Raw genomic sequence first — 15,282 nt, 5'->3', positions numbered from 1 at the left:
CCTGAACCAAATCCGGATCCTGAACCAAATCCGGATCCTGAACCAAATCCAGACCCTGAGCCTGAACCAAGCCCTGAGCCTGAGCCAAGCCCTGAGCCTACACCAGGATTTGTACCAACACCAACACTAAATCCCGAAGTCACACCAACACCAAACACTGATCAACCAGCTGAAACTGTTACTGTAGAAGTGAAGCCGGATGGCAGCGTGGAAATTCGCGCCGCATTACCTGAAGATACAAAGGTTCCAGGTACTTGGAAGTTTAACATTGGTGGAGAGACAGAAGAAGTTCGAGGCAATGAAAAAATTACGTATACCGCTGAAAATGTCCCGGCTGGGAATTATCAAGTAAACGTTCAATTCACTCCAGATGAAGATGAAGAAACGATCGATCTTGGCTCGCACGATGTTTCGGTACCGACCGTTACAGGCGGCGAGCTTCCAGAAACAGCTACTTCCATGTATAACTTTCTCCTTGGCGGAATAATGCTATCATTGATAGGATTAGCTCTCTTAATGAGAAGAAAAGTGTATGAATAAGAATTCTTTTCTTAAACGGATACTAAAAACTGTCCATAAACTTTCCCCGGGGTTCTTGATCCTGGGGATATGTTTAATTGCCTGGGCGTCCTATCAAATCTATACTCAATCTGCCCCTGCACCTGTCTCGGTCGAACAGCCGGCAGAAGAATCCGGACTAACCGCAGACACATCTGCATCAGCTGAGATAGAAAAGAGAGAAGAAACACAAACAGCAGCAAGCCCAACAGACACAACAGCTCCACCCGATGTACAAAATGAAAAAGAAACTGTAAAAGAAGCACAAGCTCAAACGGAAACGAAAACAGAAACATCGAAACAAAACTCTATTTCAGATGAAACCCTTTATCCAGTAAGACCGAAAGTCGGTGGAAATATAGGCAACTTGACTATGCCGGCTATTGATCAAACACTGCCTATCATTCATGGAACAGATGAGGATGAATTAAGTAAAGGAATTGGACACTTTGCAGGCAGCGTACTGCCGGGCGAAAATGACAATTCCGTTCTATCCGGACATCGGGACACCGTATTTAAAGAACTAGGTCAGCTGGAAATCAACGATGAGCTCATCGTTGAGACTTCCGCCGGCACGTTCACGTATGAAATCAGGGAAATCAAAATTGTTCCAAGTGATGACAAAACCATTATCACCCCATCCGCTTCCCCTGTTCTCACCGTCACTACCTGTTACCCGTTCAATTTTATAGGTAGTGCTCCCGACCGTTATATTCTTATTGCCGACCTTGTAAGAAGTGAATAAATGAAACGATAAAATTAATATATCCCCTTACCGATACAATATCGGTAAGGGGATATATTTGTTAGTATTCTATTTTTCATCATGAATCCACTACTCAAGACAGTACCTCAAGTTCCAAATATGTCTGTTGATTTCACCAGTAAATTATTATTAACGCCGTCGTGCCAATTAAAAACGTATTTAAATCAAAGACCACATGTATTATCCATGGGATCATCAGACTATTGCTTTTTAAGCCGGCAAGGTTTAAAAATACCCGGGCCATTCCCTGAATAAAGATAATATGAGCGAGGGTATCAACCATATTTCCATTATAATACGTTGTATAATGCAGTAAGCCAAATATGACAGCACTTACCGCCACACCCGCTGCCTGAGCCCAGAATAGGTTTTTCGTTCTTTTATAAATAATATTGGCGACAGCCAGTAAAAAGAAAAAGCTGATAATCTCTTCAAATAACAGGACAAACGGCAGCGATATAAATGTTTGTGCCAAGTGCTCTGTTCCAGGATTTCCACGAAGCGGCGTGTTAACGAACAGGCTTAATAAGATGCCGGAAATCAGGCTCATAATGATCATGATAATGTACCAGACAAAAAAGTTTTTATATGGCTTGATGGGTTTCGAGAAGATGTCCTTAATGCCCTGCCTGCCAAAAGCAATCAGTAAAGCAACTACGGCCAAAAATGGAACGATCACAATTTTCACGATAAAAATCCATGAGTTTTGTGGTGTGGTGAGATCTATGAAAAAAACCAGCAGCAATAAAACAAGGGAATATACGAGAGCCGTCCATTTCAAGTCGTAACTTGTAATGATCTTATTCATAAAAATCCTCCCTAATATTAATTGTCTGAATATTATATCAATTACCATCTAAATAAATATAAGGATTTAGACTTTTTATTAAAAAGAAAATTTTCCTTTATGATCGTTAAAATAAAAAATAAAAGAAAATTTCTTTCTAAAAACTTGTTATTATTCATTTAGCATATTACGATAACTGCAGGAGACCCTTGCAGAGGAGGTTGAAATAATATGTATCCAACGGAACCGGACATCACTTCATTTAATATGAACTTTTTCAGCTTACAAGGAAAAACGGCAATTATAACCGGCGGAAATTCCGGTCTCGGGCAGGGATACACGCTTGCCCTCGCTAAGGCAGGAGCCAATATTTTTGCTGTCAGCATGACCGGTGATGACGACCGGACCCGGAAATTAGTCGAGCAGGAAGGCGTTCAATACCATCTGAAAATTGCGGACATTACCCAGGATAATGTGTGCAGGGAAATAGTTCAGGAATGTATCGATCTCTTTGGCACCATTGATATTCTAATGAATAACGCGGGCATCGGCATTTACGAAAAAGATGTCACCGCATTTACACGTCTCCAATGGGATAAAATGGTTTCCGTCAACTTAACGGCCCCTTTTGAATTAGCGGGCGAAGCAGCTAAACATATGATTAAGCAGAAAAGCGGAAAAATTATTAACACATGCTCTGTCTTCTCGTTTTTGGGCGGACAGTGGTCGCCGGCCTATGCCGCCACCAAGCACGGGCTGGCCGGCTTTACGAAAGCCTACTGTGATGAACTGGCGCAATACAATATTCAGGTAAATGGCATCGCGCCGGGCTATTTCACAACGGACATAACAAAATCAACGAGAGCAGATACCGACAAAAACCAGCGCGTCCTCGATCACATTCCCGCTAACCGCTGGGGCAATATTCTTGATTTAATGGGTACCGTCGTCTACCTGGCATCCGATGCTTCCAATTATGTAAACGGCACCCTTGTAACGGTCGATGGCGGCTATCTGGTTCGATAAATTGAATACAAAGGAGATCTATAATCGATGAGTACACAAACGCTTAAAGACCTGTCAGAACTAATTTCAGCAGAGCAAGTCGTAACAAAAACAGAAGACCTGTATGATGCTTCTGCCGACCGGTATAAAAAATACGCAAAAGCGAAACACGTTCTTGATGTTCCCGCTCCCCTTGCTATCGTTTATCCATATTCCACAGAAGAAGTACAGACACTTTTAGCCTACTGCAATGAACATAACATCAACGTTATTCCCCGCAGCGGCAAAACGGCGACCGAAGGCGGATTGGAAAACTGGAAAGATCAGACCATTGTTGTCGATGGATCGAAAATGAACGATATTATCAAAGTGGATCCCTACAACATGCAGGTTACCGTCCAGTCCGGGGTCAAACTGCAGGATTTAGAAGACGAGGTACGCAAATCAGGCTTCACGACGGGACATTCCCCCCAATCCAAGCCTGTTGCACAGATGGGCGGACTCGTTTCGACCCGAAGCATCGGCCAGTTTTCTACGCTTTACGGTGCGATCGAAGATATGGTTATCGGGCTGGAATGCGTATTTCCAGACGGCCATGTATCGCGGATTAAAAATGTGCCCAGAAGATCCGGAGGACCCGATATCCGCCATATTGCTATCGGCAATGAAGGCGCCCTTTGTTACATCACGGAAGTGACGGTCAAACTATTTAAATTCTATCCGGAAAACAATACGTTTCACGGCTATCTGCTTGATGACATGGACACAGGCATCAAGATTCTCCGTGAAGTCATGGTAAACGGGTTCCGCCCTTCTGTCGCACGCGTGTACTCCCCCGAAGATGCCAGACAGCACTTCAGCCATTTTTATAAAGAAAAATATGTACTGATTTTCATGGTAGAAGGCCCGCTCGGTATCGTAAAAGCAACCAACGAAGCAATTGAACAGGCAGCTGCTGATTTTCAGTCCCATGTAACCGAAAAAGTGGACTCGTCTTTTATCAAAACGTGGTTCGATAACTTAAACTGGGATCAAAGCAGAATCGAAAAAGAAGTACAAGATATGAAAGAAAACAACACACATGATGGATTCACAACAGAAATTTCCGCAGATTGGGAAAATGTGATCAAAATCTACGACAGCGTCATGGAACGGATCAAAAACGAATTTGACCGGGCAGCTGACTTAACGATGCTGGGCGGTCATTCTTCCCACAGCTACCTTAACGGCACGAATATGTATTTTGTGTATAACTACACCATTAACTGTGCACCGGAAGAGGAAATGCTTACGTACCACCACCCTATTCATGAAATTATTATTGAAGAAACGCTGAAATACGGAGGCTCGATGTGCCACCATCACGGCATCGGGAAATACCGCTCGGAATGGACAAAACAGGAACACGGATCTGCCTACTATATGCTTGATAAATTAAAGCAGACATTTGATCCGAACGGCACGATGAATCATGGTACAATCTTCCCTCAGGAAAACGAAATCAAAAAGTATATTAGAGGATAAGTTGCGGCTTAAGGAAAAGCGAAAGGCGGAAATACGATGGCAGAGCAATATATTATGGGTATTGATAACGGCTCGCAGAGTACGAAAGTGATTATATTTGATACAGATGGCAATGAAGCTGCGTTTGGATCCTGCCTGTTAAAAGAACCGCTGACGCCGGAGCCGGGAGTCGTGGTGCATCCGGATGATGACCTGTGGGACAGTGTAAAAAGTGCGGTACACAACTGTCTGGAACATTTCACAGGCAGCAGAAAGGCTATCTCGGGCATCGGCTTATGTACGATAAGAAGCTGCCGCGCGCTGTTGAAAGAAGATGGATCCCTCGCTCAGCCCGTAATCAGCTGGATGGATATGCGGCTGTCCAAACCATACGAGCACGAAGATCCACAGGTCCGTTATGTCACTTCCACCTCCGGCTACTTAGGGTTCAACATGACCGGAGAGTTGAATGACACCGCGGCTAATTATGAAGTGTTCTGGCCGCTGGACCGGGAAACGCTGGACTGGTCCGAGGATGACGCAGTGATGGCCGCCAACGGGCTAAACCGGGACATGCTGTTTAACCTGGTAAAACCCGGGGAGGCGTTAGGATCCATCAGAAATGAACTGGCGGCTGAGTTTGGTTTGAAAGAAGGCATTCCCGTCGTAGCAACCGCAAATGACAAGGCTGTGGAAGTTCTCGGCTCCGGCATCAAAGACGAAACGACGATTATGATTTCCCTGGGAACGTTCATTTCCTCGATGCTGGTCCGGCACGAAGATTTTCCAGACGCAGCTAACTTCTTCCCTACCCTGGCGGCTGTCCCTTTTCAGTACGTCTATGAATCCAATGGCATCAGGCGCGGCATGTGGACGGTCAGCTGGTTTAAAAAACTGCTCGGTGAAGGTTTAGTGGAGGATGCAGCCGCATCAGAAATGTCCGAGGAAGAGTATTTAAACCGGCAGGCAGAGGCTGTGCCACCCGGCAGCGACGGCCTGATTACGATACTGGACTGGCTCTCGAGCCCGGACCAGCCCTACCGAAAAGGAATCATGATCGGCTTTGACCAGCGGCATACGAAGTATCATATGTACCGCTCCATATTAGAAGCAATTGCCTTTACGATTAAAAACAATATTAATGACATGCTGACTGAAATTAATGCAGACGTGGAGGATATCGTAGTTACAGGCGGCGGCGCCAAAAGCGACGTACTGCTGCAAATCCTCTCCGATGTATTTGGGCTGCCGGTCCATAAACGAAAAGGCAGCAGCAGCGCCTGTCTCGGAGCCGCTATCAGCGTATGCCAACACTTGGCTGTTTATGATAGCTTCGCAGATGCAGCCGACCATCTCATTCAAAACGAGAAATCATTTTCTCCCGATCCGGCGGCCTCTTTTCTTTATAATGAGATCAATCATTCCGTCGTGAAGCATGTTAGAACTCATACAGATGAAATCCTAAAACGTTCCTACGCGATTTTTAAGTAGAAACGGATAAACTATAAAAGGTCAGGTATCGATACATGTTAAATTTGCGAACCGATCATTTAACCCCACTAGAAAAAGCACTGCACCACACATTGACGCAGTCCCTGGAGCAGAATGATAAACTGAAAATCATCGATGCCGCCGAGCTGGGCGGCGTCTCCCCTTCTAAAGTGTCCAAACTGGTTAGAAAGTTAGGCTTTGCCGGCTTCAAGCAGTACAAACTGTATTTCAGCGGCTATGAAGAACACCATCCAGCAGCGGACCGCGAAGGCTCCAGTGAAATTCAGCGGCTGCTTCAATTTCTGGAAAGCTATGACCCGGCAGTAGTCGATGAGTTTCTATCTGTATTTACACATTTTAAAAAAATTATTTTATTTGGGCTCGGCCCTTCCTACATCAGCACTGAGTATTTTGCCTACAAACTCGCAGCTGTGACTGACAGAAATATTTTCGTTACCCATGACGAAAACTACGCCGAGCGTTTAGCGGATAATGAGACTCTATTAATTGTCTTTTCCGTCACGGGAAAATTCGCCTCTTTTGAGCACCTCTTTCATGTAATCAAAAAAAGAGACGCCCGTACGATGCTCGTACTCGAAGAACCCATGAACACACGCGACTCGCAGGCGGATTATATTTTTCACCTCTCCCCCTTACAGCAAAACAACAAGCTGCTGGCCTTTGAAAAAACGAGAACGATCTTTTTTATTTTCATGGAAGAAGTCATCACTAAGCTCAAACAGGAACGTGAAAAACGCCCATAACGTCAATTAAGACGTCATGGGCATTTTTTTATTTTAAAATTTTCAATTATTGTCATGAGCCCAGCAGAACAGGGACCCCTTCTTCTTCTGTTCTAAACTGGTCATAGTGTTCTACGTAGAAATAAGGGAGGTCGTTAAAAAACAGACTTCCGCTGTACATAAAATCTTCCACATGAGAGGTTTCCATGAAGGGAATAGATTTTGCCTGCTTTGCAAATATATAACGATAATCATCGTAGTCTATTGGAAAAGCAGAACGGTTTCTCTTTGCATCTATCGTGAAAAAGTAGATCGGTATATTACGGCTGCAGGCTTTCTGTAGCAGCCTGGTGATTCCTTCGTTATCCCGAATTTTAATACAGACTGGACCTGCGTCCGCTCGAGTAAGATAAAGATGAATGCTGTTTTGTAATTTATTTGCTCCAATGACATGTATATAATTTTCGATAATGATAGTCTCTATTTCTTTCCAATCAACGGTTTCGATGCGTTTCCGGCTCAGCTTATAAACAATACGGTTTGGATACACAGCCGCTGCCGGCAACCTGGAAAATGGGTAGGAAAGCATCGCCACACCTGCGAGAACAGCGCAGCCCCCGCCAAGCACAGCAACTAAAAACAAAATTATGTAGAGAATATCGTTTCCCACCAGGTTTGCTAACCAGGTCCCATTCCGGCCGGATGGGGTCGCGGAATTAAAAGTAAGGATATATCCGCTCAACCAGTTGTACACAAGAAGCCCGCTTAAAATGAGAAAACCAATTCCAAACAGCAAAACAGCCAGCCCGCCTAAAAGGTTATTAATAATACCTTTTGTTGTTTTAGGCTCCGAAATCATTGTCAGTATGTCTTCTCTTTCCGGAAAAGCACCATATTTTCGCTTCATCCAAACCACCATTCGTTTACCTCACTATAGATCTCCTAAAAAGAACAAGTCAACTAAATAACGGAATATTTTTTATCTAAGAGAGTATTTTTACACTAATCATCGTATAGGAGATTAAAAAAGATCATTATTTATGTGTCCGCAAAAGTGTATAAAAATCCAAAACGTCCGCAACGTCATTTACAACGTTTACGGACGGTCACAACTATTCTTTTTGACATATTAAGATCGTTCGTAAAAGTGGGTTTTTAGGAACAGTTTGGGTAAACAAATCCTGTTAGAGAAGTATTAAAATCAGGTAGAAAGATAAGTAGGCTTGGCTTTAACAGCTTCAACAACCTCTTTTGGTGCGCTTTCTTTAAAAATTCGATTCCACATTTTTAATAGATTTTCTTGTGTAACTTCAACCGGTTCTACACCAATAAATTTGGGAACATGCTTACCTAATACAGCGTTGGCAGCAACTAGAGCAAGCGCTTTTCCCTGATCGTAAGGAAGCTGGGCACTGATTTTCTTAACATTCTTTCCTTTCGCCATATACAAAGCTAATTCGTAATCGAGATCTGCAGTACCAACGAGAATATCCTCTCTACCTATTTCTTTTAAAGTCTGAAGTACCTTGCAAGCTGGCCCTTCCCAGGAAATATATAGACCCTCGATTTCAGGATGTTTCAACAATAGCTCCTTTGTTTTCTCTACCACTTCAATTTCTTCTTTAAAATGTCCCTCTCCCACTATTTCCAGGTCTGAGTATTCCTCCATGAGGATTTGACGAGCAGCTGCATCCCGCTGATTAGTCGCGTAAAAATCAGAGTCGTACAGTAACAAGCCAATTTGCTTCATTTCCTCATCTCTCATCATACTGCCAAGCCCGCTTCCTGCAAGTCGCCCGTGTGACCACTCATTTACGGAAACACAGCTTACATAATCCTCTGGTGAAAGTCCGTTTGGAACGTTTGTTATAAGAATAAGCTTAGATTGACTTGCAGCGATTTTTTGAAAAACCTCCGAGGTTTTATTGTCTTCTGTAGGTATCGCAATTACAATATCCGGGTCAAGAGCCATAAGACCTTCCAGCTGTTTATTTTGCATGTCCGGATCAAAATGAGCATCCGTAACCGCAAGAAGAGAAATCCCCCACTTACTGAACAAATCCCTAATGCCTCTTTCATGAAGATGCATCCAAGCAGCCCCTGTATAGTGAAAGGAAATAACGGCTGTTGGCTTTCGATTACGTACTTCAGTAATTTCCTCTTCATTTATCTGAATCGAATCCACAGATGCCGCTTTCTCTCCAAATGGACCACGTGCAATCCCTGATGTAGATTGACGCAGACGGATTTTTGTCGATACATACGCTTGTTCTTTAAGCTGAGAACCTTCCGATAATTCTTTTTGCAGATAAGATAATATTGTTTCACTGATCCGGCTTACATCCTGTCGGACTGCAGTAAGTGCTGGAGTGAATAACTCAAACCAACGCCTATCATTAAAGCAAATAATAGAAATATCTTCCGGACACTTTTTGTTACGACTATTTAGAAAAGTAAGGACCTGAAGAAGAGCGTCTTCACTGGCAATGATTAAAGCTGTCGGAGATTGCTCTTTGGAGAGAGTTTCATGAATTTTCTCCGTTGCAGAAGATTCTATAACGTAAGCATTAGTTAAGGTAATGTTACGATCCACAAACGCTTGGCGATAACCTTTATATAAATCACTCTCTGTGCCGCACTGCTTATAGCAATCATCTATTAATACAATTCTTTCATGTCCATGATTAATTAAATGATTTACAGAGTCATACGCCCCTTGATAGCTATCTGATATGATAGTGTATGCTTCCTTAGCCTGGGAACCAGTCAACTTAATTTCATTTTCACTTACAACCACTGTCGGAACAGTTTTCATAGATGAGTGAACTTTTAGTGATTCCTCGATCGGCCGATCTAAAAGCAGTACTTTTCCTATCGTTGATTTTGTATTTGCTATCGAATAACTCTTTAGCGTCTGTATTAAATCATCTGTCTGAACGTTGACAATGCGAAGCTCGTTCTTTTTTGCTGTTATCTCTTGAAGCTCCTTAATAATACCAGCCTGGAAGGGGTGAAAAATATTTGTAGCAAAAACGAGAATCTGCTGTTTATCACTAGGTCCCATGCCTCTTTTTTTCACAATAAAATTGGGCAATTCATCTAATGAATCAATAACTTCTTCAACTTTTTGAGCTGTTTTTGGGCTGACATACCTTGTATGATTTACGACGTGAGAAACTGTGGCTACAGAAACTTCCGCCATTTTAGCTACGTCCTGAATACTGGTCATATACACCCCTCCCTTCCCATTGTTTATATTTAATAAAAACTATGTTCATAAAACCCTTTTACTTAGTATGAACTGTGTCAGGCGTATTTTTCAACTTTTTCACTACATTTACGTAAAATTTCATGCCCACCACATGTTTACCGGCTTTTCTATCAGCATTGCTTCCTTTACCGCATGAATAGCTGTTTCAAGGCCTTCATTCGTAGATGCCAACAGATCCTCGTGCTCAATCGAAATCACATCATCAAAACCAATTGCCTTTAAGACACTAAATATATCTTTCCACTGCTTCATTGATTGACCGTAGCCAATTGTACGAAAACTCCAGGATCTGTCGAGAAATCTGCTGTAATGTTTTGAATCAAGTACTCCATTCACCGCCTTGTTTCTTTGATCTATATACGTATCTTTCGCATGAAAATGATAAACAGCCTCGTGCTTTCCAAGCTCTTTAATAGCTTCTACAGGATCTATCCCTTGCCATATGAGGTGACTTGGATCCACATTAGCTCCAATATTGTTTCCAGCTCGATCCCTTAGCTCAAGTAGTGTCTCCGGATTATAAACCACAAACCCAGGGTGCATTTCTATTGCAATCTTATCTATCCCATGTCGGGACGCGAATGCCGATTGCTTTTCCCAATATGGAACGACAACCTTATCCCACTGCCACTTACGTAATTCCACATATTCTGGTGGCCAGGCACATGTCACCCAGTTTGGAACGCGAGCCTCAAAACTGTCTCCTGGACAGCCAGAGAAACAATTAATGACATCCACTTCCATTTCTTCTGCTAATCTTACTGTATTCACCCATGTATCATGATGATCATCTGCAATTTGTTTTTGTGGATGCAATGCGTTTCCCTGGCAACTTAACCCACTTATAATCATACCTCGATCCCGTAAGTGTTTTTTAAGTTCGCGAATTTTTTCTGGATGATCGAGTAGATGGCCAGGATCGCAATGGCTTTTCCCTGGATAATTACCTGTCCCAAGCTCTACTGCTTCCACTCCAAATTCATGTAGCATATTAAGTACATCTTCTATCGGTTGATCTTGATATAACACAGTAAATACGCCAACTTTCACTTCTATCACACTCATCTTTATTAAGATTTTCTCTTCTTACTTCCAAATGCTACGGCTAAAATAATAATAGCCCCTTGCACAACCATCTGTTGACTCACATCTAGTCCTTGTAAAATAAGAGCATTATTAATTGTGCCAATCATAACGGAACCGATGACTGTTCCAACCACCGTCCCGACTCCACCAAATAGACTTGTTCCACCGAGAATAACGGCTGCAATCACAGACAATTCGTCTCCTTCTCCGAAAGTAAAGCGGCCCGCTTGAAGACGGCCTGCATAAAGCATACCGGCAAGTCCTGCCATCATTCCAGAAGCCATAAAAACTGTCATTTTAATACGATTTGTATTTATCCCAGAAAACGTGGCAGCAGTTTCATTTCCACCTGTAGCAAGTGTTTGGCGTCCGAAAACGGATTTTCGCATAACGATGTAACCTATAATAGCAATAAGTAATGTCCAGAAAAGAAGTATGGGGACACCTAGTACGCTACCTGAACCAAATAGAAAAATATAGTTTTCGCTTAAAATTGGCACAGGGGCTGTTCCAGAAAGCCACATTGCAACACCTCTGGCGATCATCATCATTGCTAAAGTAACAAGAAAGCTAGGAATGGCTACCTTCGTTACCAAATAACCATTTACAAAACCGACCGCAAGCCCTGTAGCTAATCCTACAATGATTGCTGTAATCATACCAAGCCCTTGTTGCATTGTTAAAGCTGTTGTTATAGCGCTAAGCGCTGCTATCGAACCAACAGAAAGATCAATTTCTTTAGATGCAATAACGAACGTCATAGCCACACCCATTATCGATATCATAGCTGTCTGTCGTGCTATATTTAATATATTACCTGTAGTCATGAAACCTTCTTCTGCTAATGTTATCGAAAAGTAGATCAACACCAGCACAAAGGCAATATATACAATATACTGCCTCCAATCAAAAAGAGATAAGCTATTTTTCAACTTGGATGGCACGTTCAACTTCCTCCTCACCTTTAATTTCTTTTCTATCTATAGAGCTTGTAATTTCTCCGTCTTTCATAATTAAAATTCGATCACTCATTGCCAAAAGTTCTGTCATTTCAGATGAAACAACCAAAACTGCTTTTCCTGAATCAGCAATTTCACGTATGATCTCAACAATTTCAGCTTTCGCGCCAATATCAACTCCACTAGTTGGTTCATCCAGTATCAGAATATCGGTATCATTCAGTAGCCATTTGGCGAGAACCAACTTCTGCTGGTTCCCCCCAGATAAGAGAGATACTGTTTTATGAATATCGTCTGTCTTTACTTTTAACTTTTTTACCAATGCTTCTACTTTTTCATCAGCCTGACTATTTTGAATAATTTGACGTCTTGAAAGAGCACCCAAGCTTGGAAGAATCGTATTTTCTTTAACAGAATGTTCAAGCACCAGTCCTTGAGAACGGCGGTCTTCAGGCACTAATCCTAATCCTTCTTGAATTGCTTCTTTAGGAGAAAAAATCAACTTTTTACTGCCCCGAACATGCACTTCCCCTCCACTTATAGCATCTACTCCAAAAACAGCCCTAACTGTCTCTGATCGTCCACTTCCCATAAGGCCTGCCATTCCAAGAATTTCTCCCTCATACAGAGTAAAACTTACATCTTTCACCCGCGATCCAGATTGAAGATGCTTCACTTCAAGTATTGGCTTTCTATTTTCTTTTATCGGACGTTCTATCCACTTCAATGACTGCCCCATACTACCTCCGACAATATTGTTGATGAGGGCTTCCATCGTAATATCAGCACAGGAAGCTGTAATGACATTTGTACCGTTTCTAAGCACCGTAATCCGGTCACATACTTCGAAAATTTCATCCATACGATGAGAAATATAAATTATCGTAATTCCAGATTCTTTTAAACGACGGATAATAGAGAAAAGTGTTTTTGTTTCTGACTTAGTTAAGGTTGAGGTTGGTTCATCCATAATGAGTATTTTCGTATTTTTAGAAAGTGCTTTTGCAATTTCTGTCATCTGCCAGTATCCTAAACTAATATTTTCTACTAAATCATTTGGAGAAATAGAGATACCCATATCTGCAATGATTTTCCGGCTGTCCGACACCATTTTTTTATCATTAATCATACCGAATGCTTTTCGAGGCTCATAGTGAAGGTAAATATTTTGAGCTACCGTCAGCTTTGGAATTAGGCTGAATTCCTGAAAAATCATTGAAACCCCTACTTTTTCTGCATCGGAAGGATTACTAAACTGCTGATATTCTCCATCAATTTCGATGCTTCCCTCGTCTAACTGATAAACGCCAGTAAGAATTTTCATTAATGTCGATTTCCCAGCGCCGTTCCCACCCATTAGAGCATGAACTTCTCCGGTCTTTACTTCGAAATTCACTTTATCAAGCACAGTAATACCATTAAACGCCTTTTCAATCTCTTTCATACGAAGAATCGTATGGTTCATGTTTACAGCTCCTTTATTCCGAATACACTTCTCAGCAGGGGTTACAGATATTAATGCTTCCACTAATCCCTGGATGCAGACAGGAAAATTGCATCACTCGCTTTACTAATCTAACGGCCTTTAAAAAAATGCCTTTTAGAAGCCTTTTAAAAAGCCGTGACAATTGATAATTCTCTTTTCATAATTAAAATGAAATGAATTTCTTCTCTGAATTATAAAAATCAGAAAATTTTGATTTTATAATGTGTTTGTTCATGGTTTTCAATTACTCTATTTTCAAAACAAAGTATTACCAAAAGCTGATCGCCTACTCGACTACCACTTTTTATTCTTTTACTTTTACAATTATATAAAAGTGTCTTCCAGCTTTTTAACAGAACCCTTCCGGCTGCATGTTATGATTCTGATCATACATACTAAACCAAGGGTGTGCTTATTCCATAGATTCCTGTATTTCGGATGGCGCTTCTTCGTTATAAACAAGCTCCCATGATTCAAGCAAATTCTCTCTAGTCACTTCTAAAGCTGGTACTGCGACATATGGAGGTGCTTCCTTGTCAAGCAGAGCATAACCTGCAAGAATAGCTTCCGCTACTCCTTGGTCGTAAGGCAGTTGGGCGCCGAGACCTTTAATATTTTGATCGCGAGCCATGTCTAAAGCTACACCGGATCCTAAATCAATGGTAGTCACCACAAGTTCATCTAGACCAGCTGTACGCGATGCAGACAGTGCTCCTTCCGCCGGGACATCCCAAACGACGAAAAGTCCATCTAAATTAGAGTTTCTAGTGAACATGCCGGAGGCCACTTCTTCTCCATCTTCTGGCTCTGCGATGCCATCTCGCTCAACAATTTCAATGTTTGGGTACTCTTCTTTGATCGTTGTTTCAAATCCTTCTACCCTCTGCCCTGTAACAAAGAAATCTGCATCATGATAAATGACCCCGATTTCTCCTTCTTCGCCGATTTCTTCAGCCATACTATGGGCAGCAGCGACTCCATTTCCATAGTTATCAGCCGAAACTACACTAACGTAATCTTCACCAGGAGAAAATCCTTCCGGTACATTATCCATAAAAACCAATTCTACGCCAGCATCTACTGCATTACGGTAAGCGTTTGCAGATGAAACCGGATCTACTGGAATACTTACGAGAATATCCGGGTCTCTTGCAAGCAGGGTTTCGATGTCTGATGCCTGTTTTTCCACGCTGAATTGGCCGTCTGTCACAGCAATCACTTCAATCCCCATCTTAGCGAAGGTTTCCTGTAGACCATTTACCTGGGCACGAGCCCAGTCATTACCTGCATAATGCATCGAAATTGCTGCAGTATATTCTCCCTCACTAATTTCTTCTGCTTCTTCTACTCCCAGCTCCAAAGAGTGCGCTGACTCCGCTGTTTCCCCCTGAGGGCCTTCACTATAAATTTCTGTTTCATCGTCGATATCAGGATTAATGCGAATTGGCTCTGTCGCCACTTCCAACTCCGCTTCTTCAGCTAGAAGATCTTCTTCGCTGGTCCCATCCTCTTCTCCATTTCCACTGCTCTGATCTGCTTCAGAATTACACCCAGCAAACATCAATGCACTTAATACTAACGTCCCCGCAAGAAGCTTTTTTTTCATAATTCTTCTCTCCCTTATATT

The 15,282-nt window shown here is 42.2% G+C and carries 13 protein-coding genes; 6 read left to right on the top strand and 7 right to left on the bottom strand.

Annotated elements, in window-relative coordinates; all coding sequences use genetic code 11:
• Positions 1-540 (top strand): LPXTG cell wall anchor domain-containing protein (locus tag ATL39_RS00935; RefSeq protein WP_120191407.1); only part of this gene is annotated, 540 nt, incomplete at its 5' end.
• A complete protein-coding gene (locus ATL39_RS00930; protein WP_120191406.1) occupies positions 533-1,303 on the top strand; it encodes a class D sortase in 771 nt (256 codons plus the stop codon). The genes ATL39_RS00935 and ATL39_RS00930, both read left to right, overlap by 8 nt.
• Positions 1,304-1,436: 133 nt before the next feature.
• Here the strand turns inward: ATL39_RS00930 and ATL39_RS00925 are convergent, their stop codons facing one another.
• Complete coding sequence (locus tag ATL39_RS00925) at positions 1,437-2,132, bottom strand: CPBP family glutamic-type intramembrane protease (protein ID WP_120191405.1); 696 nt, start codon at positions 2,130-2,132, stop codon at positions 1,437-1,439.
• A gap of 210 nt (positions 2,133-2,342) precedes the next feature.
• On the opposite strand from ATL39_RS00925, the gene ATL39_RS00920 reads away from it, so the two are divergent.
• From ATL39_RS00920 to ATL39_RS00905, 4 genes are read left to right on the top strand one after another with little or no spacing between them, the layout of a single operon-like run.
• Positions 2,343-3,137, top strand: coding sequence for an SDR family NAD(P)-dependent oxidoreductase (locus ATL39_RS00920; RefSeq protein WP_120191404.1), 795 nt, complete (start codon positions 2,343-2,345; stop codon positions 3,135-3,137).
• A 27-nt stretch (positions 3,138-3,164) separates the two neighbouring features.
• Positions 3,165-4,640, top strand: coding sequence for an FAD-binding oxidoreductase (locus tag ATL39_RS00915; protein ID WP_120191403.1), 1,476 nt, complete (start codon positions 3,165-3,167; stop codon positions 4,638-4,640).
• 36 nt (positions 4,641-4,676) lie between these two features.
• Positions 4,677-6,110: an FGGY-family carbohydrate kinase gene (locus tag ATL39_RS00910; protein WP_120191402.1), complete on the top strand. Its 1,434-nt coding sequence runs from the start codon at positions 4,677-4,679 to the stop codon at positions 6,108-6,110.
• 35 nt (positions 6,111-6,145) lie between these two features.
• Complete coding sequence (locus tag ATL39_RS00905; protein WP_120191401.1) at positions 6,146-6,874, top strand: MurR/RpiR family transcriptional regulator; 729 nt, start codon at positions 6,146-6,148, stop codon at positions 6,872-6,874.
• Positions 6,875-6,926: 52 nt separating this feature from the next.
• Here ATL39_RS00905 and ATL39_RS00900 read toward each other — a convergent pair whose 3' ends face one another.
• From ATL39_RS00900 to ATL39_RS00875, 6 genes are all read right to left on the bottom strand, one after another.
• Positions 6,927-7,760 (bottom strand): hypothetical protein, encoded by an 834-nt coding sequence (locus tag ATL39_RS00900; RefSeq protein WP_120191400.1) that lies wholly within the window; start codon positions 7,758-7,760, stop codon positions 6,927-6,929.
• A gap of 294 nt (positions 7,761-8,054) precedes the next feature.
• The gene (locus ATL39_RS00895) at positions 8,055-10,082 is read right to left on the bottom strand and encodes a LacI family DNA-binding transcriptional regulator (protein WP_120191399.1); all 2,028 of its coding nucleotides are present in this window, start codon (positions 10,080-10,082) and stop codon (positions 8,055-8,057) included.
• Positions 10,083-10,202: 120 nt separating this feature from the next.
• A complete protein-coding gene (locus tag ATL39_RS00890) occupies positions 10,203-11,174 on the bottom strand; it encodes a sugar phosphate isomerase/epimerase family protein (protein WP_120191989.1) in 972 nt (323 codons plus the stop codon).
• Positions 11,175-11,194: 20 nt separating this feature from the next.
• Positions 11,195-12,154, bottom strand: a complete 960-nt coding sequence (locus ATL39_RS00885) for an ABC transporter permease (RefSeq protein WP_120191398.1) — start codon at positions 12,152-12,154, stop codon at positions 11,195-11,197.
• Positions 12,132-13,634 (bottom strand): sugar ABC transporter ATP-binding protein, encoded by a 1,503-nt coding sequence (locus ATL39_RS00880; RefSeq protein WP_120191397.1) that lies wholly within the window; start codon positions 13,632-13,634, stop codon positions 12,132-12,134. Before ATL39_RS00880 ends, ATL39_RS00885 begins: the two co-directional genes overlap by 23 nt.
• 433 nt (positions 13,635-14,067) lie before the next feature.
• The gene (locus tag ATL39_RS00875) at positions 14,068-15,216 is read right to left on the bottom strand and encodes a substrate-binding domain-containing protein (RefSeq protein ID WP_245960887.1); all 1,149 of its coding nucleotides are present in this window, start codon (positions 15,214-15,216) and stop codon (positions 14,068-14,070) included.
• Positions 15,217-15,282 lie beyond the last annotated feature (66 nt).

Origin of the sequence: Sinobaca qinghaiensis (assembly GCF_003610495.1) — a bacterium.
GTDB classification, from domain to species: Bacteria; Bacillota; Bacilli; order Bacillales; family Marinococcaceae; genus Sinobaca; species Sinobaca qinghaiensis.
The sequence above is the reverse complement of the archived record's forward strand: the minus strand, read 5'-3'. Positions and strand labels throughout refer to the sequence as shown.